Annotated in this window: 13 protein-coding genes and 1 other RNA gene; 11 read left to right on the top strand and 3 right to left on the bottom strand. The window is 30.6% G+C overall.

All coding sequences use genetic code 11. The features are described from left to right. The first annotated feature begins 4 nt into the window (after positions 1-4). From EW093_RS00800 to EW093_RS00750, 11 genes are all read left to right on the top strand, one after another. Positions 5-3,436: a site-specific DNA-methyltransferase gene (locus EW093_RS00800; protein ID WP_149566563.1), complete on the top strand. Its 3,432-nt coding sequence runs from the start codon at positions 5-7 to the stop codon at positions 3,434-3,436. After that, on the top strand, positions 3,436-4,479 hold the full coding sequence (locus EW093_RS00795; RefSeq protein WP_149566562.1) for a virulence RhuM family protein: 1,044 nt from the start codon (positions 3,436-3,438) through the stop codon (positions 4,477-4,479). Before EW093_RS00800 ends, EW093_RS00795 begins: the two co-directional genes overlap by 1 nt. Next, positions 4,479-7,718, top strand: coding sequence for a DEAD/DEAH box helicase family protein (locus EW093_RS00790; RefSeq protein ID WP_149566561.1), 3,240 nt, complete (start codon positions 4,479-4,481; stop codon positions 7,716-7,718). The genes EW093_RS00795 and EW093_RS00790 overlap by 1 nt, the downstream gene beginning before the upstream one ends. Before the next feature lie 49 nt (positions 7,719-7,767). After that, positions 7,768-8,976: a DUF6361 family protein gene (locus EW093_RS00785; RefSeq protein WP_149566560.1), complete on the top strand. Its 1,209-nt coding sequence runs from the start codon at positions 7,768-7,770 to the stop codon at positions 8,974-8,976. Beyond that, positions 8,970-10,778 carry a phospholipase D family protein gene (locus EW093_RS00780; protein WP_149566559.1) on the top strand — a complete coding sequence of 603 codons (1,809 nt, stop codon included), beginning with the start codon at positions 8,970-8,972 and terminating at the stop codon, positions 10,776-10,778. The genes EW093_RS00785 and EW093_RS00780 overlap by 7 nt, the downstream gene beginning before the upstream one ends. Then, positions 10,775-13,873 (top strand): helicase C-terminal domain-containing protein, encoded by a 3,099-nt coding sequence (locus EW093_RS00775; RefSeq protein ID WP_149566558.1) that lies wholly within the window; start codon positions 10,775-10,777, stop codon positions 13,871-13,873. Before EW093_RS00780 ends, EW093_RS00775 begins: the two co-directional genes overlap by 4 nt. 137 nt (positions 13,874-14,010) lie before the next feature. Continuing rightward, positions 14,011-16,494 carry a PD-(D/E)XK nuclease family protein gene (locus EW093_RS00770; protein ID WP_149566557.1) on the top strand — a complete coding sequence of 828 codons (2,484 nt, stop codon included), beginning with the start codon at positions 14,011-14,013 and terminating at the stop codon, positions 16,492-16,494. Next, on the top strand, positions 16,487-19,552 hold the full coding sequence (locus EW093_RS00765; RefSeq protein WP_149566556.1) for a UvrD-helicase domain-containing protein: 3,066 nt from the start codon (positions 16,487-16,489) through the stop codon (positions 19,550-19,552). The genes EW093_RS00770 and EW093_RS00765 overlap by 8 nt, the downstream gene beginning before the upstream one ends. Continuing rightward, on the top strand, positions 19,553-20,038 hold the full coding sequence (locus EW093_RS00760) for a hypothetical protein (protein WP_149566555.1): 486 nt from the start codon (positions 19,553-19,555) through the stop codon (positions 20,036-20,038). Further along, the gene (locus EW093_RS00755; RefSeq protein WP_149566554.1) at positions 20,035-20,508 is read left to right on the top strand and encodes a hypothetical protein; all 474 of its coding nucleotides are present in this window, start codon (positions 20,035-20,037) and stop codon (positions 20,506-20,508) included. Before EW093_RS00760 ends, EW093_RS00755 begins: the two co-directional genes overlap by 4 nt. 10 nt (positions 20,509-20,518) lie before the next feature. Beyond that, on the top strand, positions 20,519-21,448 hold the full coding sequence (locus EW093_RS00750) for a hypothetical protein (protein ID WP_149566553.1): 930 nt from the start codon (positions 20,519-20,521) through the stop codon (positions 21,446-21,448). A gap of 11 nt (positions 21,449-21,459) precedes the next feature. Here the strand turns inward: EW093_RS00750 and EW093_RS00745 are convergent, their stop codons facing one another. The 3 genes from EW093_RS00745 to ssrA form a co-directional block, all read right to left on the bottom strand. Next, the gene (locus EW093_RS00745; protein WP_149566552.1) at positions 21,460-21,669 is read right to left on the bottom strand and encodes a hypothetical protein; all 210 of its coding nucleotides are present in this window, start codon (positions 21,667-21,669) and stop codon (positions 21,460-21,462) included. A 29-nt stretch (positions 21,670-21,698) separates the two neighbouring features. Then, positions 21,699-22,580 carry a tyrosine-type recombinase/integrase gene (locus tag EW093_RS00740; RefSeq protein WP_149566551.1) on the bottom strand — a complete coding sequence of 294 codons (882 nt, stop codon included), beginning with the start codon at positions 22,578-22,580 and terminating at the stop codon, positions 21,699-21,701. Between the two features lie 155 nt (positions 22,581-22,735). Beyond that, positions 22,736-23,122, bottom strand: a transfer-messenger RNA (tmRNA) gene (gene ssrA / locus EW093_RS00735). Positions 23,123-23,186: the final 64 nt, after the last annotated feature.

Genomic DNA, 23,186 nt, shown 5'->3' with positions numbered 1-23,186 from the left:
TAACATGGTTACTACAGAAAAATACAAGAAAAAACTTTTAAATAAGCTAACAGAACTATTTCAATTAGATCAACCTGACCTAGATTTTGGTTTTTATAGAATAATGCATGCAAAAGCAGAACAAATATCTACTTTTATAGATAAGGATTTACTTCAAATTATTGAGGATGCATTTGGGCAGGTTGATGAAAATAGAAAAACAGAAGTCTCCGATGAGATTCATAAAGCAATTGAGCAAGCAATAAAATATGGTGCTCCAGACCCAGAATTAACAGATGGGGTAAAAGAGGCTAGAAAAAAATATGATGCTATTTTAAGTTCTGCTGGTGCAGAAGCCGATGTTTACGATCATTTATATCGTTTTTTTGAACGTTATTACGATGAGGGTGACTTTATCTCAAGACGTTATTATAGTAAAGAGAACAGCGGAAAAGCTGCACCATTTTCTATTCCTTATAATGGAGAGGAAGTTAAACTTCACTGGGCAAATGCTGACCAGTATTATATTAAAACAGCAGAATATTTCTCTAACTTTACTTTTGATATAACTCAATCTGCAGATATTAAAAAAATGAGTGAATTAGAGAGAAGTTCTCTCTCTATTCCTGAATCCCTAAAGGTTCACTTTAGAATTGTAGATGCCGCAGAGGGTGAACATGGTAATGTTAAAGCAACTGAAGATAAAAAAAGATTCTTTGTTTTATACGATGGAAGTCCTGTAGAATTTAATGAGAAACAAGAACTTGTAATAAACTTTGAATATAAAACTCTCCCAGGTGGAAAGAACGATGTTGATGCAAAAACTGAAAAAGAATTAAAAGAAATTTATGGTAAAGGTATTAATAAAGGCGATTTACCTAATCTAAATATTGGTAAAATAGTCTTAGATACCCTTGAAAACCTAGAAGGATCGAAACAATACAAAGACTTACTTTCATTAAAAGCACCAACAGATAAATCCCCTAATCGTCCTATACTTGTAAAATATATAAACCAATATACGGCAAGAAATACCTGCGATTATTTTATACATAAAGATTTAAGTGGCTTCCTTAAAAGAGAGTTAGATTTTTATATTAAAAATGAAGTTATGAATCTTGATGACATAGAAAATGCAGAAGCACCAACTGTAGAGAGTTACTTAGCAAAAATAAAAGTAATTAGAAAAATATCAACAAAACTTATAGAGTTCCTTGCTCAACTAGAGGACTTCCAGAAAAAACTGTGGCTTAAAAAGAAGTTTGTAACAGAAACAAACTACTGTATAACCCTTGATAGAGTTCCTAAAGAGTTATATCAGGAAATAGCAGATAACAACGAACAAAGAGAAGAGTGGATAAAACTATTTGCTATAGATGATATACAAGGTACAAATGGTGATCTATTAACTAATACAACTCCATCATATACAAATCCATTAACTATAGATTTCCTAAAAACTAATGATAAGTTAGTCTTAGATACAGCCTTCTTCTCAGAAGATTTCAAAGCAAAACTTATTGAATCTATAAATGATTTTGATGAACAATGTGATGGGTTATTAATACATTCAGAAAACTTTCAGGCATTAAATTTATTACAAGACAGATATAGAGAACAGGTTAAGTGTGTTTATATTGATCCTCCGTATAATACAGGGAAAGATGGTTTTATATATAAAGATGGGTATAGAAGTTCTACCTGGAGTTCACTAATGAATTCTTCTTTATCAAAGGTTAAGACAATATTGTCTACGGATTCTTTATTGTTTATTAGCAACGATGATAATGAAAATGATCACCTAAAAAATCTTTTATTTCAAAACACATTTTATTTCAAAACAAATCTTATTTGGAATACTGATGGCCGTACAGATAATCAGTTTGAAGTTAAAGTTAACCATGAATACATTACTCTGGCCCAGAAAACACCTAAATCTACATATGGGAATGTTATAGACCCGAACACAAGGAAAGAAAGTAATCTTTGGAAGAATATAGCAGAAAATTCTATCACAAAAAATGGTGTTGCAAATCCTTATTCAGAGGTAACTTTACCTATTGGTTTTCCTGTTAAAGGTAATGAAGGTATTATTAATAAAGATGTTCCATCTGTTGGGTATTTTGATGAATTAGGAAGTTTGTCATATTATCCACGTAATTTAAACAAAAAATATAATGTAAATTTTCCTATAAAATTCAATGATGCTTATTTCTCTGGTGGTAAATTATTAGCTCCTTTAAAGGTTTCAGCTGGCTGGGCAAATTTAAATAAACTTCAGAAGTTTATAGAAAATGATTGTGTTTCTTACTATGACGAGGATGGAGTTATAGCATTTTATTTATCAGAAAAAGGTACGGTTTATTATATAAAGGAAAAAGAAGCTTCAAGAAATATTGTTTCTGTATTAAGAAATTTTACTACAACAGAAAAGATGAAATATGAACTAGAACACATGAAAATATATTTTAGTTATCCTAAACCAAAGGATTTAATTGGCTATTTATTAAAAATAGGAGATTCTTCCCTATATTTAGACTACTTCGCTGGTTCAGGAACTACAGGTCATGCTGTTATCAATCTTAATCGTGAAGATGGTGGTAACCGTAAGTTTATCCTTGTTGAGATGGGTGACTATTTTGATACAGTCACTAAACCACGAATAGTTAAGGTTATTTACTCTACAGATTGGAAAGATGGTAAACCAGTTTCTCGGGATAGTGGAATATCACAGTGTTTTAAATATCTACGTTTAGAATCCTATGAAGATACACTTAATAATCTATCCTTTGATGAAGATACTAATCGTAATAGATTAATGGAGAAGAATAACTCTTTACGGGAAGATTATATGCTTCGTTATATGTTAGATGTAGAGACTAGGGGAAGTCAGTCATTATTAAATATTGATAATTTTTCTAATCCATTTGGATATTCTCTTAAAGTTAAAAAGCCAGGGAGTGATGAACAAGTAACAAAAAATATAGATATAATTGAGACATTTAACTATTTAATTGGGCTACGTTTGGAGAATATGGCACGAACACAATCATTTAGTGCTAGTTTTATTCGAAATCCAGATCCTGAACTACCTGAAGATCAACATACAAAACTTGTATTAGATGGGAAAATTACTCTATCTGAAACAGGTAAGTGGTTATTTAGAAAAATAGAAGGTTGGGTTCCTGCTAACTCTAATAGTCCTAATAATGGACTAAAAGAGAAGGTATTAATAGTTTGGAGAAACCTTACAGGTAATTTAGAAGAAGATAATTTAATGTTAGATGAATGGTTTAAGAAATATAGACTATCTACTACAGATTTTGAATTTGATACTATATATATTAACGGTTCTAATAATCTACCTAATTTAAAACAGGATGATGAGAACTGGAAAGTTCGGTTAATAGAAGAAGAGTTTCATAAAAAAATGTGGGATACAGGGGATAACTCCTAATGCCAGAAAGTGATGATTCTAAACAGAAATTAATTCGTAACTCTACAGCTGAATTTCTAATATTTACTGCACAATCAGGTGAAAAGAGTATCGAATCTAGGTATGAAGATAATACTATTTGGTTAACTCAAAAACTAATGGCACAACTATTTAATGTAGATGTTAGAACTATTAACGAGCACCTTAAAAACATATTTAAATCAGAGGAATTAAACATCGATTCAGTTATCCGGGATTTCCGGATAACTGCCTCTGATGGAAAAAATTATAACACAAAACATTATAATCTCGATGCAATTATATCTGTTGGATATAGGGTGAATTCTGTCCGTGCAACACAGTTTAGACAGTGGGCTACCCAGATACTAAGAGAGTTTGCAATTAAAGGTTTTGTTATAGATAAAGAGCGAATGGAAAATGGTTCTTTCCTTGGTGAAGATTATTTTGAACATCTTTTAGCAGAAATTAGAGAGATAAGACTTTCAGAAAGAAGGTTTTACCAAAAAATTGCTGATATTTATGCAACAAGTGTAGATTACAATAAAAATGCACCACTAACCAAAGAATTTTTCTCTAAGGTTCAAAACAAACTACATTTTGCTATACATGGACATACTGCTTCAGAATTAATAAAAGAAAGGGCAGATAGTGACAAATCTAATATGGGGCTTACTTCATGGAAAAACTCCCCAGATGGAAAGATTGTAAAAACAGATGTATCTGTTGCCAAAAATTATCTAACTAAACAAGAGATAGATGGACTTAGTAGAATTGTTAATGCATACCTTGAGCTTGCAGAAGGTAGAGCTCTTAGAAAAATTACCATGACCATGGAAGATTGGTCAAAAAGACTGGATCAGTTCCTAGAGTTTGATGATAGAGAAATACTCCAGGATGCAGGAACCATATCAGCACAAATAGCAAAAGAGTTTGCACATAGTGAATTTGAGAAATATAGAATAGTTCAAGATAGACTATTCGAGAGCGATCTAGATAGAGAGATGAAAAAGATAGAATCCTCCAGTAAAAAGGAACATAAATAATGGCAAAAAGTAAAGCAAAAGGACCTAAGCAACATAAATTTAGGGATAAACTAATATTAAACCAGTGGTTACTTACTCAATTTGGCATAAATCCTCTATCAGAAGATAAAACACGTCCATTTCATAAACTGGCTACATCGTTAAAAGGTTCTAAAATGGAAGGTTTGGATCATGATAATCTACATCATTTTTTCCATGTACTTACAGAAAGTGAACTCTTTTTCGATGAAGTAAACCCAATAACCAGAGCTCAGTTATTAGTATATGAAGAGAACATCGTAAGGCATACTATGGCCATTAATGAGAGAAGAAATAGAAAAATTGTCTGGAAATATTACCAGTGGCTATCATTACTCTTTGTAGAAATATATTTAGATAAATACTTTGGAGACAGGGATTTCTTATTAAAATCCCTAAACACCTATGTCGATCAGTTTAATAGTAAATGGCTGGATTATAGTAATATTTCATATTTTACCTACGATGATTTAAATAAATTATCATTACAGAACGCAACAGGATCTGGAAAAACACTGTTAATGCATGTAAATGTACTACAATATAGGCATTTTTCTAAGCATTATGGAAAAGGACGAGAACTTTCCCGTGCTATTTTAATATCTCCAAATGAAAGATTAAGTGAACAGCATATAGTTGAGTTTTCAGAAAGTAATATAGATGCTTCACACTTTTCAAAAGAGGGTCATAATCTATTTACAAATGCTAACGGTACAATGCGAGTAGATGTTATTGAAATAACAAAATTAGCAGATAAAGAAGGCCCTAATACTATAGCAACTAGAAGTTTAGGGGATCAAAACCTACTTTTAGTAGATGAAGGCCATAGAGGACTATCAGGTGGAAGTGTAGATAATACTTGGTTTAGAAATAGGGAATCACTATGTGAAAAGGGATTTACCTTCGAATATTCAGCCACCTTTGATCAGGCAGTTTCTGGAACAAGCCATGAAGATGACTATGCCAAAACAGTTATCTTCGATTATTCCTATAGATGGTTTTATGAAGATGGATTTGGAAAAGATTATCAAATTTTAAACTTACCAAAATCCTTTGATGAGACAAAATCAATTTACCTTACAGCATGTCTTTTAAAATTTTATCAGCAATTAGATATATATCATGAAAAATCAAAATTATTTGTATCATTTAATATAGAAAAACCCTTATGGGTATTTGTTGGAAGTACAGTATCCAGTGGAAAATTAGGTAAAGATGACGAGATTGTTGCTACAGATGTCGCTCAAATTATAACTTTTTTTGCAGATTTTTTATCAAATAAAACAAATGCATTAAGACGTATGGAAGAAATTTTAACAGGAAGTGGACAGGATACAGGGTTATTGGATACTAATGGAGTTGATATCTTTGAAGGCAGTTTTAACTGGTTGGCTAAAAACCAAAGTGGCAAAACTTATGAAGATCTTTACCATGGAATTTTAACCAAACTTTTTAATTCAAATTCAGGGGGCCATTTAGCTCTTTATAGGGTTAAAGGTGAATCCGGTGAGATAGAACTACGAGTTGGAACTTCAGAGACACCATTTGGATTAATTAATGTTGGTGATGCTAAAGCTCTTATAGACCATATAGAAACAGTTTCAAGACAAAATGGCCTATCCCTTACTGTTCATGATAGCGACTTCTCAGAGGCTACATTTGAAACTGTAAAAGATTCTACATCTCCTGTTAATTTATTAATAGGTTCAAAGAAATTTGTAGAAGGTTGGGACTGTTGGCGAGTAAGTACTTTAGGACTAATGCATGTAGGTAAAAGTGAAGGAGCACAAATAATCCAGCTATTTGGACGTGGTGTTCGTCTAAAAGGTTACGACTGGAGTTTAAAACGTAGTGGTCATGCTAATGCACCAACAATACCATTACACATCTCTGAACTGGAAACTCTAAATGTTTTTGGAATAGAAGCAGATTTTATGGAAAAATTTCGCCAATTTCTCATAGATGAAGGTCTACCAGGAAACGAAAAACGCCGGGTTTTTAATATTCCTTTAAATGTAACATACGATTTTGGTAAAAAATTACAAATTATTAGACCAAAAAGAAAAACAGACGATGGAAACGAATATGATTTTAAAAAGGATGCACCTGTTCCAACATTAGGAACATTAGATGACTATTTAAAGATTCATCCTATTATTTCAGATTGGTATCCAAGAATTCAAAGTATCCAATCGAATAAAACAGCTGATTCGTCAATCAAAGATGAAGTGAAAATTGATGAAAAACATCTAACCTTAATAAATATTGATTCAATTTACTTTGAGCTTGAGCGATTTAAAAGAGAAAGAAGTTGGTACAATTTAAATATAAGTAAAGCAGCAATAAAACAACTATTGTTAAATAAAAACTGGTACACATTATTCCTACCCACAGCTAGATTAAATCCAGTAAATTTTGAGGGAGTATTACTTTTACAACAAGTATGTACTGAACTACTTAAAAGATTTGCAGATCATTATTATAATTATTGTAAACGAGCTTTTATAGAGCCACGTCTAGAACTTCGAGAACTTAGTCCCGATGATGATAATATTCCCCAGGAAGAGTATTATCAGCTAATTGTAGACGGAAATGAAGATCAAGTTATTCTCGGAATAGAAAAAATGCAAAAAGATCTTGAAGAGAATAAAGATTCACTATTAAAAGCAAGAGATTTACAAGCTTGTAGATTTGGAATGCATCTTTTCCAACCCCTATTCCATGTACGAAAAGGGGGTAAGATTACAATATTGCCAGTTTCACTAAATGAAAGTGAGTTCCAGTTTGTAACTGACCTTAAAGAGTGGTCTGAAGTTAATGAAAAAGAACTAACTAATGATGGAGTTGAACTCTTTTTATTACGTAATTTAAGCCGTGGAAAAGGTGTTGGCTTCTTTGAGGCTGGTGGCTTTTATCCCGATTTTATCCTTTGGATGATAGTAGGTGATAAGCAATATATAACATTTATAGAACCACATGGTATTTTAACAGGAAGTGGCCTTGGAGATCCAAAAATCCAATTCCATAAAAAGATAAAAGACCTGGAATTACGTTTCAATAAACCGGATATTATTCTTAATAGTTTTATCATTTCATGGACCCAATTCCCACAACTACGTTGGGGTGTTGATCAGAAAAAACTTGAAGACAATCATGTTCTATTTATGACAGACGACAAAAACTCTTATATAGATAAAATGTTAAAATTGCTAATAAAATAAGCTATTTTGATACTTTTTAAGTTAAATCTATAAATAGGAAATAAAAAATATGGAATCAGGTTGGGGTTGGATAAACTTTTCAAGTAAAGATAGAGATAGAAGTTTAGCTATTATAAGTGTTTTAAAAGGTAAAGGGGTAGTCGATGAACTAGGAATTGGTGTTAGTAGGGATGTTATATCTGACTCTCTATTTCCTGGTCTATCAACAATCCAAACTAGAGCTAAGTATTTTTTATTTACTCCTATTATTGTAGCAAGGTATAGAAAAGATAAACCTAATATTACTTTAGTTAAATATTTTCAAGAGAAGGAATCTGAATATCTTGAATGTATGGCATCAACTTATAGAGGAAAGGATGAAAACGGTATTTTCGGAATTACTCTAGATAATGCTAAATCACTTCAAAGAAAACCTTCTTCTATATATTGGAATGGTCAGCAAGTATTAGGAATTATTAGAAATAATTTACATAATAGAAGCTTGAGACACTATTTTGAGCAAAATCGTAATAAAGTGAATCCAGACCATTATTCTGAAGAAGATGTACCAGATTCATCTACAGATAAATCTGGAATATCACTAGAAGAAAAGATAATAGTTAGTTTTGACCCTAAAAATATTAACTTAACGGATAGTGAAGCAAAATACTTGATAGAAACTATGAAATTGAAGTTAGTAGATGATAATAAAGATTGTCTATTTCTTAACTTACTAGTGGATTATGAGTTAGGAAGGAAATTCTTAAGCTGTGACTCATTTTATGAATTTTATAAAGAATATATAGATGATATTTCTAATGAAAATCTTAAGAAAAGAGTTATAAATGCATACAACTTCTCATATTATATGTATGGAGCACATCTATTATATAATCTTTTACTACAAGAAAAAATTGAAGATTCACAGATACTTGAAGAGTATACAGAAAAGTTTAGGTTGTGGTTACTTGATATTAAGAATGTTAAATATGACCATATAAATCATTTAGAAAGTTTACAAGAAGTTAAAAGTAAGGCAAATAAGTTTGTAGAAGATTGGGTTTCATCAATTAAAAGTGGTAAATCTATGGATATTTTAAAGAAACTTATTGAAGAGCAAGAATTCAAAAGTAAAACAGGAAGAGCAAGACTAAAGAAAAGTAAACTTCCTCCTGAAGTTTTTAATAGAGTTTGGTATGGAATGAAATATCAAGATTATAGATTTAACCAAGTAAAAAATATTCTAACAGATATCTATAAGGGGTTGGACCTATGCTAAGAAGTAGTAATATTACAACATATACAGATATTTTAACTCCCCCTGAAGGATATGAAACTGAACAAGCATTGGGTTTAACATTCAGTATGGATCTTACAATGGTTTTAGCATGCGCAGTTTCACTCTTTTTAAGTAAGGAAATATTAGAAGATATTAAAGGTGAACGTTATGATGTTATTACAGCTTTAAGCGAGGCTAAGGAGAAATTACGTATTTATGGACATTATGGAAGAATAAAAGTTCCAGAAACTTTTAGCCCAGTTTTTACACTTTTAGAGCCTTGTATTAAGTCCGTTCGTAATAAAAAAGGTAGCTTTCATCCAAAGGTCTGGTTAATAAAATTTAATTGTAAGAACTCAAATGAAAAAATATATAGACTTATTGTCATGAGTAAAAATATCACAGATACTAATAATTGGGATGTAACTTATCATGCAGATGGTAAGATTAAAACAGGAAATTATAATGAATCTTTAATAACTTTTTTAAACTCTTTCACACATGATAGTAAAGATAAAAAATTTATAAGTAATATAGTTAAAGAGCTAGAACAAGTTCAATTTAAAAATCCTGATGATATATCAAAAGTATTGTTTCATGGCTTTCCTAATGATAACTTCTCTTTTCCAAATAAAATGCAAAATACTGTAATAATATCTCCTTTCTTATCTGAAGAAAAACTAACAGAAATAAAAAACTGTTCAGATGGTGTTATTTACTTACTTTCAAAAGATGACGCATTAAATAAAATAAATACAAATACTCTAGATAAATTTAAATGTTATACATTGAAAGATGAAATTATTGATGGTCTATCATTGCTAGATGAAATTACAAATAATGATATAAACAATCTTATAAAAATGGATTTACATGCAAAGTGTTACCTGTGGGAAAAAGGAAGTCATACTCACATTATTCTCGGATCAAATAACTGTACTAATTCTGCTTTTAGTCAAAATCAGGAAGCAGCAATAGAAATGGTTGCTCATAGAGACAAAATTAAAATTGAAAACATACTAGAAACACTAATAGACAATACAGTTTATAAAATTAATGATTATAAGGATAAAGAAGAAGAAATAAAACTATTTTCACCGTATATTAGAAGTGATGAAATCATTAAAGATGATAGTGAGAATATTAAGCAGGCAGATCAGATTCGTAGGTTACTAGAAGTATCTCCTTTATCCGGTATAATAACAAAAGATAAGGAAAGTGATTCTTATACTATTGAATTTACTAGTAATTTATCAATTCCTGATAAATACTCTAATTGGTGTGTAGAAGTTGCTTTGGTTACTAATAAGTCTGTAAAGAAGATTTTAGATAAACAAGTGTTGTTTGATAACTTAGAGCTTGATTCTCTAACATCCTTCATAATTATATCAATTAAAAATAAAGATTATAATAAATATAGATATCTTGTAAAGGTTGAATATAAAAATTATTCAGATTATTTCTCTAAAATGGAAAATCGAATAGTTTCAGAAATATTTAACAGTACAAATAAATTAATAAACTATATAACATGGTTACTTCAGTGTGATCCTGAATCTTCAAATGACTTACCAATTTTTGTTGAAACATCAGAAGGATTCGGTTCTAAGAATGGTGTTGAGTTTAATATTCCACTTTATGAAAGTTTGATATTAGTTGCTGCCAAAGAACCTAAGAAATTACAGAAAATAGATCATGTTATTTCTATTTTAGAGTCGAATAATAATATTCCAGAAGACGAACTTAAAATAATTGAACAATTTTGGAAACCATTTAAAAAATATATAAAAGGAATAAAATGACTTTAACAGATTTCCAGAATTCAACGGTTAAAGAAGCCCTTATCCATTTAGAAAGAAGTAAAAGGTATCTAATTGCCGATGAGGTTGGTCTAGGTAAAACTGTAGTTGCAAGGGGTATCCTACAACAACTTTATGAAAAAAAAGCTGATGGTAATTTACATGTTGTATATATTTGTTCTAATCAGGTTTTAGCCCAGCAAAATATTAAGAAATTAGATTTTACTAATTCCAAAACTTCCAACATGTATAACCGTCTGATGTTAATGGTTTGTAAACAAGAGAAGGTTAGCGGTCTACAAATAAGTACATTGACGCCTAATACTTCTCTTAGAATGACTAAATCATTTGGTATTGCTAATGAGAGAGTTCTGTTATATAAGATTTTATCAACATACAGCTGTATAAAACATTCAAATAGTAGAATGATAAATCTTTGTAAATTACTCCAAGGTGATTGTGATAAGAAAAACTGGAAAATTCATTTAAAAACTGAAATACATTTAAAACCAGGGTTAAAAAACATTATTTTACAAAAAATCATTGATTCAAAACTTATGAGAACCATTTTAAAATTTCTAGATGAATATGATAATAGTTTATCTAGAAATTATGTTGTTGAATTAAGAAAGGTAGTAACTGATGTGGCTATTGAGGAATGTCTAAATGCTGATATATTTATATTAGATGAGTTTCAGAAGTTTAATGAATTAATAACCAGTAAAGATGGTGATAATTCTAGAATATCTGAGATTCAGCAGACAGCAATGAAGGTTTTCAGTTCAGATAAAAAGATTTTACTACTTTCTGCTACACCATTTAAAAGTTTTAGTACTCAACTGGATAAAGAAAATGGAGATGATCATTTTGAAGCTTTTCAGAAAGTTCTAGATTTTATATTAGAAAATTCAGAAAAAGAGATTGGTTATAGAATAGTTGAATTAAGGAATAAGTATTTTGAATATCTAAGTAAAAATAGAGATGATTTGAATCCTTTATTAGAAAATGATGATTTTCAAAATGTACGTAACTTATTAATTGGTGAATATTTAAAATGTTTAACTAGAACAGAAAGATCTATAGTGGTAAATACACCTCTTATTAATGAAGATAGTAGTAAAAAGTTGATTCCTACTAATAACGAAGTTTTTAATAGTATAGAAATTTCAAAATGGTTAAATAAAGAACATAAAACTAGTAAATTTTCTCATCAATTAATTGAGTTTTGTAAATCAGTACCATTTCCTTTTTCTTTCTTACATGGTTACAAGTTGAAAGATACAAAAAGAGGTCTCGATTCATTCTATTTAGGATACAAAAAATGGAATAACTATACTTATTCATTTGCAGGACAAAATAGTAAATTCGATCTTTTAAGTGATAATGTTTTTAGTGAAGATAGTGATAACCTTTTATGGATTCCAGCTTCAATACCATATTATGAAACAGACTATATCAATAGAAACACTAAATGTTATAGTAAGTCTCTAATTTTTTCTTCATGGAAAATGGTACCAAGAGCAATTTCTGCTTTATTGTCTTATGAAGCTGAACATAAATTTATTCCTACCAATAGTAATTATAAATATTTTAAAAAAGAGAATAATAAAAAGCAACCTGGTCCAAGATTAGTTTTTAGGACTGTTAAAAATAATTCTGATGATAGTATTAACTCATTTAGTAATGCTACTTTATTATATCCATGTAAATATTTGGTCTATCTTCTCAATTTTAATGATATTAGAAATGTAAAATTAAAAGACTTCATTTGTAAAATTAAGAATGAAATAAAAAAAGAGCTCCCCTTAAATAATAAATCATACTCTAATCTCTCTAAGCATTGGTATTGGGATTCTCTCTTTCAATTAGATTCATGTGAAGAACATAGTTTTAGTATTGAACAATGGTTAGAAGGTGCCTGGTTAGATAGTATCTCTGATGAAGAAGTTGAAGATATTGAATCTACTAAGCAAAAAGGTAAAAGGCAGTTCTTAGAGCATCTTAAGAGCAATATATCAGAAACTAATAATTTTAATACTGATGCACCTTCTGATATTTATGATACTTTATCTTTAATTTCATTAGGTTCACCAGCTGTATGTGTTTATAGAACCCTTATTAAGTTATTCCCTGAATTTGATTTGTATGTTTTACAAGATTATGCAACTAAGATTGCTTTAGGATTTTTTACACTATTCAATAAATCTGAATCTATTTTAGTAATTGATAGGTTATTCAAAGAAAAGAATGAACCATATTGGAAGAAGTGCTTATATTATTGCACAGAGAATAATATACAGGCAATGATTGATGAGTATTTATTTCTTTTAAAAAGTAATAGTGGTTCTATTGAAGATGATAAAATTATTGATGAGATATGTGAGCAATTTATCACATCATTAACAATAAGGTCAAATACTGTAGAAGTTGACTTTGATAAAGAAGAAAAGGTTAAAGTAAGATGCCACTTTGCGATGGAATATGGAACACAAAAAATTGAAACAGATAAGGGGCGGGATAGAATGATATCCATAAGAGATGTTTTTAACTCACCTTTTCGTCCATTTGTTCTTACAACAACGTCGGTAGGTCAAGAAGGATTGGATTTTCATCACTATTGTAGAAATATATATCATTGGAATCTACCTAATAACCCAATAGATATAGAACAGCGAGAAGGACGGGTTAATAGATATTTATCCCATGCAATAAGACTTAATTTTAAAGAATTGATTGGTAACAAATCTTTTGATAATTGGAATGATGTTTTGGAAGAAGTTAAAAAGATTACTCTTGGCAGTAAGTTATGCGATTTAGAACCTATGTGGCATATAAATAGCGCAAATAAATATAAGATTAATAGGTATACACCACTCCATTACTTTAGCAAAGATAATGATAAGTATGAATACTTCTTGAAAGTTTTAGCAATTTATAGGTTAAGTTTTGGTCAACCCAATCAGGAACAGTTTTTATCAACTTTCACAAATAAAATGGATTTAACAGAGGATGAATTACGTATAATACTTAATAGTGTTTCTATTACATTATCACCAATTTTAAAAGATATAAATGTTAAAAAAATTAAGGAACAATGAAAAAGTTTTATGTTAATATTTATGTGGTACTAACAAGAGAGTTTGGTTCATGTCTTCGTTTTTTATAAGAAACTGGATTGCATACGAACCAACCTTTCGCATAGCAATGATATTATTTAAAAAAGTAGGAGATTAAATTGATTAAAAGAAAGTATGTTATTAGTTCTAGTATTTTAATGTCTAGACGATATGCCAGTAATTGTAAGGGAGTTGGGTTTACTCCTGTTACTTTTAGGCAGTTGGTTATGGAACTGTATAATAATCCTCTGTTTTTGTTTGATTCTGAGGTTGTGGTTGATTCTGATTTTTATCAATCTGATATTAAAATCTATAACTCTATTGGTTTAAATAACTACTTTTTTGATTCTAGGGACTATTTAGGGAGTAGAAAGTTAATTGGTAATGCTCTTCATGAAATTAGGTTAAGTTGTTCTTGTGTAGATAGTTTAGAACTCCCTATTAAAAGTAAAAGTGACTCTTTAAAAGATATTTATAATAGTTTTTATACAGGTTTTTTTGATTACTCTATGGCTGTTAAAAAGGTTATTAGTAGGATTGAATCTGGAGAGTATGATTCTTTTTTTGGAAGTATCGAATTAGTTGTTCTTGATAGACCTGAACTTCTAGGTATAGAGAATATACTGTTCGATCTACTTGTTGATAGAGTTGATTCTAATGTACATTCTTCAATGGTTAATCTTAATTTTTGTCATACTACATGCAAAAGCAGTATTACTAAAAGTGGGAATATAAATCATCTGTTTGTGTGGATGATGGAAAATAAATTAAAGACTAATAATACTATTGTTGTAGCTTTGGATTATGATTCTACAGCAGCTGAGTTTTATAACATGATCGATCGTATACCTATCTACTTTACCAGGGGATTTAAATGTACTGCCTTATCCCTGTTTGAACCGTTAATGACCGGAATTTCACATACTAGATCAAAAGTTAAAGATGATACTACTTTCCTAGATAGAGTTGAGTGGCGGTTACGTAATGAACTAAAAGAGTCTGTTGAAGTAAAAAAAATATTTTATGAGAAAGTATTAGCAATTGTAATAAAAATTAAGAAGTCTCTATGTAACTATATAGAAAATGGAATTAAAATAGACATATTAGGGGAACTACTCTCTGAAATTGAGGGAATATATCTAACACAGGAAGAGTTAGGACTAGAGAAAAAAGGTCTGCATATAACAACCTTGGAAGATGTATATACCCTGGAATTTGATAATGTCGCTGTTATGGGATTAGTTCATGGTAACTACCCTAAAAAAGTCAAACTAGATCCAATATTAAAAGAGGATGAAAGAGAAGCTATAAACCAAACAACTAATGGTGAAATTAATCTAATTGATAATAAAAATAATCAGATGTTAGAGAAGTTATTATCATCAGTAAGAAACAACACTTTTTTAAGTTACATCAGTCATCAAGAAGGGAAGTTAACTGTTCCATCAATATTTTTTAACCACATATTAGCAGAGAACAAGAAACCAATAGAAGTTGAAGAGATATACAAACTCTGTGGAGTAAAAGAGGGATACCTTTCTGATTTACTTGATCAGAAAGATTACTTAGATATTAGGTCTATTGGCACCCAGAATGATAAAATAATAAGCTATAAAAAGTCTTTATACAGCAGAGAAGAGATCGAGAGTGATTATGGGCTGTTTGAAACTCTAAATAGAGAACTATCAGCAACTTCTTTAACAACATTTTTTGAATGTCCTTACAAATTTAACCTTCAGTATAATAATAAAATCTACTTTCCTGATTTAGGAATGACAGACTTAACCCAGTGGTTAGACTCTAGTTTAAGAGGACAATTTATCCACAAAATATACGAGGATTTTATCAATCTATTTATTTTAGAAGATGAAAATGATTATGGGGCATTTCTTCAGAAATTTAATAATGAAGATAAGTTTAATACTCAATTTGAAAAATCCTCTAAGGCTTTTATTCAAGAAAATAAATTGGATAACGATGTTCCAGAATATATTAAGCGAAAAGAGTTAGAAGAGATTAAAGAAATCTTTAGTAAATATATCGATAATGAATTAAACATTATTGATGATTTTTATCCTATTAAAGCCGAGTCAAAATTTATATCAGACTGGAATATAGATTGTGAAATTATCACTTTAAAAGGAGTAATTGATAGAATAGATACTGATGGTAATGGGAATTATCGTATCTGGGACTTTAAAACCGGTGGAAACCCATTCGACTTTAAAAAGGGTTATCTTTTTTGTATTGATACCCCCTATGGTCCAAAAATTAACCTTCAACATGCACTTTACCTAAAAGCGTTAAAAGATATGGACGAATTTAGTGATATTCTATCTGTTGAAGCTGGGTATTATTACACTTCAGATAGAGGTAATTGGGCAAAGGTTACTTATCAAGGTCCAGATCCTATAGAGAAACAGATAGAGATATTAAAAACCTATGTATATGAGTGTAACGGTGGGCGTTACTACAAAAATCCAAAGAGTTGTAAGTTCTGTGATTATAAATCTATCTGCTCTAATAATCAGAAAAAAAGAGAAGGTATTCTAGAGGATAGAATTAATACTCTTATCTCAGTTTTAGGAGAAGAAAATGTCTAATACAGTGCTAAAAGACCAGGATATTCGTAATAAAATTACTGGGGAAACCTCAGATCAAGATCTTAAAAGAGCACAGTTTGTAAAAGCTGGTGCAGGAGCTGGAAAAACATACTCTATAAAACATAGGGTACTAAACCTTGTGAGAAAACTAAAAATTGATCCTGAGCGAATGGTTATAATTACATATACAACTAAAGCTGCAAATGAACTATTAACTAGAATCCGTGAAGAGTTAGAAAAACAAGGGGAGAGAGAGGCTTTAGAAAAACTACCCCATGCTAAAATTTCAACTTTCCACTCCTTTTGTTATGATCTTTTAAGAGAATACCCAATTGAGTTTGGATTAGATCCTGATCTTGAGCTAGCAGATGAGGGGACCACCCAAATAATGTTAGAGAACTGCTTTCATACTATGGAAGAGGATTCACAACTAGTTGAAGATGCTGCTGTAGCAGCTGATCTGTTTTCTACTGAAAAAGAGCTATACCTAGAAACCTTAGAGAAGCTTAAACCAGAAGATCTGAATAAGTTAAAAAAGACACTACTTGTTCTGTACCAGAATAGAGATCTAACCCCGTATCGTATCAATTGCAGTAGCCTAAGAGATTCATCGCATATTAAGACAGATATAGAGAGCAACATAAGAGAATACTACAATTTAGCCCATGAACTTATAAAAAATATTAAACCTGGAAACGAAGATGATAAGTTGTACAGGTTTATTATGGATGATATGTACAGTGAGATTTCTGTACTATCAGAAGATGAATATTTAACAACAATTTTAGAAAGAGATCATGTTCAAAGAGCAGGAAATATGGGACGTAAGCCAGCTTTTAAAGATGGTGATCTTGTTACCAGTTTTAAGACGTGTACAAAGGCTTCCCATGATTTAAAAATAGAAAGGGATGCAATAGCCAGTATTCATAATTACAATAGATCTATCGATCTTTTTAAATATTTTAATGATGTAGTAGATAGGTATAAAAAGGCTAGTGGAGTAATAGATTTCTTCGATTGTCTCAATCTAGTCAAAAAAGCATTAGATGAAAATGATCTACTACGAGATTTGGTTCAGAAAAGATTTGATACTGTTATTATTGATGAATTCCAGGATAGTGATCCAATGCAGGCCGATATCGCCTTTCACTTAGCTGGAGATAACCCAAATAAACTGTTCTTTGTTGGTGACCCAAAACAGAGTATATATAGTTTTGCTAGAGCAGATATCTCTGTCTATATAGAAGTTATGAAAAGAGTAGAAAAGATTCAAGGGGGCGAGATCCTTAATCTAACAACTAACTTTAGAAGTTCAGAGGGATTACTTAATTTCATCAATAATAATTTCTCTACTATTCTGTCCGGCCTTGACTATAAGAATATGAATTTAGCAGCTAAGAACAGAGATTTATCATCTACTATTGAAAAGTGGATTACTTATCCAAAATTAGAAGGTGAGGATAGTTGTGGTTCAGATCTAATCCATGAAAGAGAAGCTTTTATAGTTGCAAAGGATATAGAAGAGAGTATTAGTTCCGGAGAATTCAAACCAGGTGACTTTTTAATACTTTTTAGATCAGGTTCTCATATGGCTAAGTATGAAGATGCTTTAAATTTATTAGATATCCCAGTAATAAATACAAAAAGTAAAGGATTCCTAAACCAGTCTGAGATTATAGAACTGCTAAATATATTAGCTCTATGTGCTTATCCTACAGATCGATATTTTAGATTCGCAGTAAAAAATTCTTACCTATATAATATCGAAAATAGTGATCTAGATACTGTTTTATCATCGAACTGTTCATTTATATCTAAGTTCCGGAGCTTAACTGGGAAGTCCGGTTTAGTTGCATTAGCTATTAACAGTAATAAACCGGATTACATTAATTTTATTGAGAATCTGATTGTTATTACAAGTCGTGAACTAACAGCTAGTGATTACAACTTAAACCTAACGATTTCTAAACTATTTGAAAAAGCTTTTAACGATATGCCCTGGGGAGAAGAGGGGATTGCAGATGAATCACTCTACATAGAGAGTGTAAAACCTAATTCTGTTAGACTAATGACAATACATTCCGCTAAAGGATTAGAAGCAAAAGTTGTTTTTTTATGTGCCCACAGTGGAAAATCTTTTAAAGCAGATAAATATGTTAATCGAAAGGATAACAGTATATTACCACCAAGTCCTTTTATATCCAAAACTGGAAGTGAAAACCTTAACCTAAATGATCTAACCATTCTATATGAGAAAGCTGAAACCATAAAAAAGGCAGAGGATAGAAGACTTCTCTATGTTGCTGTGACAAGAGCTAAGAGTAGGTTTGTTTTATTATGCAAGGAGAGTGGAAACTATAGTTTTATAGATCCTCTAATAAATGGAACTGGTTATGAAGCCATTTCTAAAAACTTTAGTGATTATAATGAAGAATACCAATCTATTGATAGGTACCAACAAACAGATAACAATGATTATTCATTTGGTGAAAATTTAAGCTCCATAGGTGAACTCATTGGTGAAAATAGTAGTTCAGTTGCTGTCACAACACTAATAGAGGACAAGGATATTTTTGCAAATGTATCAGGGCGTAAAAATGGCCTAGAATTTGGTACATTTGTACATCGAATTATGGAGAATATCTGTACATTAATATTCCACAACAAGTCTAAAGATATGGATATAGATACTATTCTTGAGAAGTTACACTCTACTAATGAATTTAAATTTACTAATTATATAGATGAAATAAAAGAGATGTTGCAGAGGTTCATAAAAAGTGATCTTGTTTCCGAAATTATCACTGCTGACAATATTCAGACAGAACTTATGTTTAGTGGGGCTGAAAACTACCATGGTATAATGGATTTATTTTTAGAGAAGGGTAACATCATAAAAATTGTAGACTTTAAGTCTGATATCTTAGGTGGCAATGCTGCTGAAATAAAAGAGCATTACAACAAGCAGATGGATTATTATACAAATGCTGTAAAAAATTCTTATGTAGATAAAATAGTTACTGGAGAATGTATATACCTATTTAGTGAGGAGAAATAAATGGAGATAGATAATGTAATAAAAGAACTAGGTTATGTTCCAAGGGAGTTAGAAACTTTTTTAATAAAACTTGTAGATGAAAAGTCTGAATACGATGTAAATAAATACCTAGAAGAAAATATTGGTATAAGACTGGATACTTATAGAAATGAGAAACTACCAGATAACTTTTACCCCTTTGCACGAAGATGTTATTGTAAATCTCAAATGCATCAGGTAGGGTTTCTGAAACGTTTAGATGGTCTTGGAGCTATATATATTGAGTATGCGCTTTTTAACGATCGGGATGAAATTATTACAAATAAATATAAAACTTTTTCTGAAATGTTAAGGGATTTAATAGTACTTCACTTTCAGCATACAGTTGAAGAAAAAATAAATAACTGGGAATGTTGGTTGCCTTTACAAAAGTTTTTTGGTGACCCAATTAAGTCAGAAGAACTATTTTCTTTTGCAAAAACTAATATTGAGGAGATTGTAAGATGAGTAAATTTAATATAGAAGATTTAGACAGTTATTTTCCTATAGAGATACCAGACCTGTATGACTTTATTGAAACTTTACGGAAGAAACGAGAAACATTAGAAGATATGTCTAACTTTTTAGAAGAGACTATGAATATTAAACTAATTTTTCATGAAGATCACAATTTCAGTCTTTTTTTAGAGGACTTTTTTCCTATTTGCCAAAGGGTCATTCCCGGTCGAGAAGAAAATGGAGAAATTATTGGATTAAATATAAATTTAAATGGAGACTATCATTATCAGTTAGTTAACCCAACTGATATTTCCGTTATGTGGGATTATGAAATAGATATAACTGAACCTCTAAGGGGTATATTTAAAAATGTTAAAATGGAATTTATGCAATATAGATATGAGGAAATTAGCCTAGATCCATTTATAAATATATTTCTAGAGAAACCAATACAATATAAAGAATTAATTAAGCAATAAGGAGTTAAGAATGTATACACCAGAAAGAATTAATTTCATAAAACTTGGAGTCAAAGGGGATTTTGAGAAAGAATGTATTGAGACCAATGGAACAATAAAACTTGGGTATAACGAAATAGACCATCAATTATGCATGTCTGGGCAATGGGAGAAAGTATCTGATTTAATTACAAAAGAATATAGTACTGTCCAGAGCGCAACAACAAGTCATAAAAATCAAATAAAGAAATTCTATGAAGAACCTGAATCGGCTATGTGGGTTACATTTTATAATAATTCATTATGGTACTGTTTTGCACAACCAGGTATACAAGTTAATGATGACGGTAGTAAAGTTAGGAACACTGTTGGTGGTTGGAAAAATATAGATATAAATGGAAAACAACTATTTATACAAGAATTAAGTGGAAGATTAACCAAAGTTCAAGGTTTTAGAGGTACAATATGTGATGTAAAAGAAAAAGAGTATCTCCTAAACAAAATCAATGGTAAGCAAAGTAAAGAAGTAATTGCAGTAGAAAAATCTTTGGTTGAATTAAAAAAGAATTTAAAACTCATAATAAAAAAATTAAACTGGAAAGACTTTGAAATTTTTATTGACTTGATATTTCGGTCAGCTGGTTGGTCCAGAGTAGGTATTGCAGGTAAAACAGCTAAAACAATTGATCTTGAACTTCTTGCTCCAGTGACAGATGAGAGGGCGATTGTTCAGATAAAGTCTGAGAGCTCTTTAAAAACATTTAATGATTATAAAACAGATTTTTTGAATATGAATGAGTATGATAAATATTTTTTTATTGTTCACTCACCTGCAAATGATTTAAGAAATTATATTGATTCCAAGTTAGAAAAAGATATCATTATTTATGACGATTCAAAACTTTCGGAATTGTGTATAAATGGAGGACTAATAGGATTTCTTTTAGATTTATCTAATTAGGATTTTTATTGTTATATAGAATCCAAAGCAGCAACCACATTATGATTAGATAATTTATCAAACCTTGTATAATCATCAATTACCTTTATAGTCTTTTGCCCTGTTATTGATGTTATTTCAGCATCAGTAACACCTTTTCCTCTTAGGTATGTTACTAGGAAGTGTCTGAAGGAGTGGAATGTTAAGTTTCTTTGTTCTCTGAGTTCTGTATTTATACCCATCTTTTCAATTGCTCTGTAGAATGCTTCTGTTAATCTTTGAGGGTTAGGGGTTTCTTTTTATTAATTGAGAATATGAATCCTGATTCCGGCATTATTTCTATTAGTTGTTGTTTTACTATTTTATTCATATAGACCTGTCTGGTTTCTTTTGTTTTAGTTGGACCAAGTCCAAACTTATTGTAACTATGACAGACATAGATATGGTTCTCAAATATTTTATCAGGGGTTAAAGCTAGAATTTCTCCCTGTCTCATTCCTGTAAAGCACGCAACTAAAGATGCTGTATAGTATAGGAAGTTATCTCCCCAGTATTCAGTGTAATTTTCTTTATCAAAAAGTTTTCTAATTTCTGTCTCTGTTAATATCCCTCGTACCTTTTTGTGGTTTCTAGGGAGTTTTTTGATCCCTATTTTGAGATCTTTAGTTAAGAATCCATCAACTTTAGCATAATCTAAAACAGTATAAAGTACAGTTCTTGTATCTCTTACAGTTTTAGGGGAAAGCTTTTTATCAGTTAATAGTTTTGCTTGCCACTGGTTTATTGTATTATATGTAATATCATCAAATGACATCTTACCGATATATGGTTTAATGTGATTTTTATATCGAGCTAGGCATTGGTTTGCATAGGATTGTGTAACTTCATTTTCAGCACAATATGTACACTCTCCCCACACATAAAACTTTTTATTTTTTATATAATCATTTATTTTGATAGATGAATCTGATATTAATAAATTGTCTTTAAATAGTTGTAAACAATAGTTATGTGCTGCTGTTTTGTTAGTTTGTCCAGTAGATTTTTTTGTGGTTCTTTTACCAAAAGCATCATATGTTCTGTAATACCAGATACCTTTACCATTTTGGGTTTCTCTTTTATAGAGTGTAAATTGTTCTTTAGGTCGTCCCATATCATATCTCCTAGGCTGCAAACCCGAGCAGTAATCTTTAGATTACGACCAGGGACTGAAATTCGTTTTGGTCACACTCTGGTCACTTTGACCATTTGAGCAAAAAAAAGACTTCTATAAATCATTATACTATAACGATTTACAGAAGTCAAATTCAATGGAGGTGGAGGGAATCGAACCCTCGTCCTAACGGGTGTTTAATAAACCTCTACAGGTTTAGTCCCTTCGTTTAAGTCTCAATTAGGGGTACAAGAAGAGGCAACCGTTCCCTAATCCAGTTAAGATATAATTTTCCCAGTTAGACTCTTAACAAAAAAACCGGTAAGTCCCTATTTCTTACGGGTCCAAGGAGCCTAGGAACAGCGACTCAATATTCCCGCTAGCAGAACTATGCTGCTAGTGCTAATGACACGTTATCACCTAAAGCGATAATAACTTCGTCTTCTTTTTTAGCATTTAAATTGTTGACCAGTTTTAAGAGTTAGACGCTCTACCTGCAGCCTATTAAACTACAGTCCGCCAGTCGAATCCAGGGCACCCCCGGTTCTGATTTAAATTATACAGATAGAAATATTATAGTCAATACTACTCAAGTTGTATATTTTA

This window comes from Thiospirochaeta perfilievii, from assembly GCF_008329945.1.
In the GTDB taxonomy this organism is placed as follows: Bacteria; Spirochaetota; Spirochaetia; order DSM-2461; family DSM-2461; genus Thiospirochaeta; species Thiospirochaeta perfilievii.
This window is presented reverse-complemented; position numbering and strand designations above follow the sequence as displayed.

Excerpts from the sequence above, each read along its gene's own strand:
- EW093_RS00760 (WP_149566555.1), top strand. The coding sequence starts at position 19,553 with ATGGAGATAGATAATGTAATAAAAGAACTAGGTTATGTTCCAAGGGAG.
- EW093_RS00785 (WP_149566560.1), top strand. The coding sequence starts at position 7,768 with ATGGAATCAGGTTGGGGTTGGATAAACTTTTCAAGTAAAGATAGAGAT.
- EW093_RS00780 (WP_149566559.1), top strand. The coding sequence starts at position 8,970 with ATGCTAAGAAGTAGTAATATTACAACATATACAGATATTTTAACTCCC.
- EW093_RS00750 (WP_149566553.1), top strand. The coding sequence starts at position 20,519 with ATGTATACACCAGAAAGAATTAATTTCATAAAACTTGGAGTCAAAGGG.
- EW093_RS00745 (WP_149566552.1), bottom strand. The coding sequence starts at position 21,669 with ATGGGTATAAATACAGAACTCAGAGAACAAAGAAACTTAACATTCCAC.
- EW093_RS00800 (WP_149566563.1), top strand. The coding sequence starts at position 5 with ATGGTTACTACAGAAAAATACAAGAAAAAACTTTTAAATAAGCTAACA.
- EW093_RS00765 (WP_149566556.1), top strand. The coding sequence starts at position 16,487 with ATGTCTAATACAGTGCTAAAAGACCAGGATATTCGTAATAAAATTACT.
- EW093_RS00755 (WP_149566554.1), top strand. The coding sequence starts at position 20,035 with ATGAGTAAATTTAATATAGAAGATTTAGACAGTTATTTTCCTATAGAG.
- EW093_RS00795 (WP_149566562.1), top strand. The coding sequence starts at position 3,436 with ATGCCAGAAAGTGATGATTCTAAACAGAAATTAATTCGTAACTCTACA.
- EW093_RS00790 (WP_149566561.1), top strand. The coding sequence starts at position 4,479 with ATGGCAAAAAGTAAAGCAAAAGGACCTAAGCAACATAAATTTAGGGAT.
- EW093_RS00740 (WP_149566551.1), bottom strand. The coding sequence starts at position 22,580 with ATGGGACGACCTAAAGAACAATTTACACTCTATAAAAGAGAAACCCAA.
- EW093_RS00775 (WP_149566558.1), top strand. The coding sequence starts at position 10,775 with ATGACTTTAACAGATTTCCAGAATTCAACGGTTAAAGAAGCCCTTATC.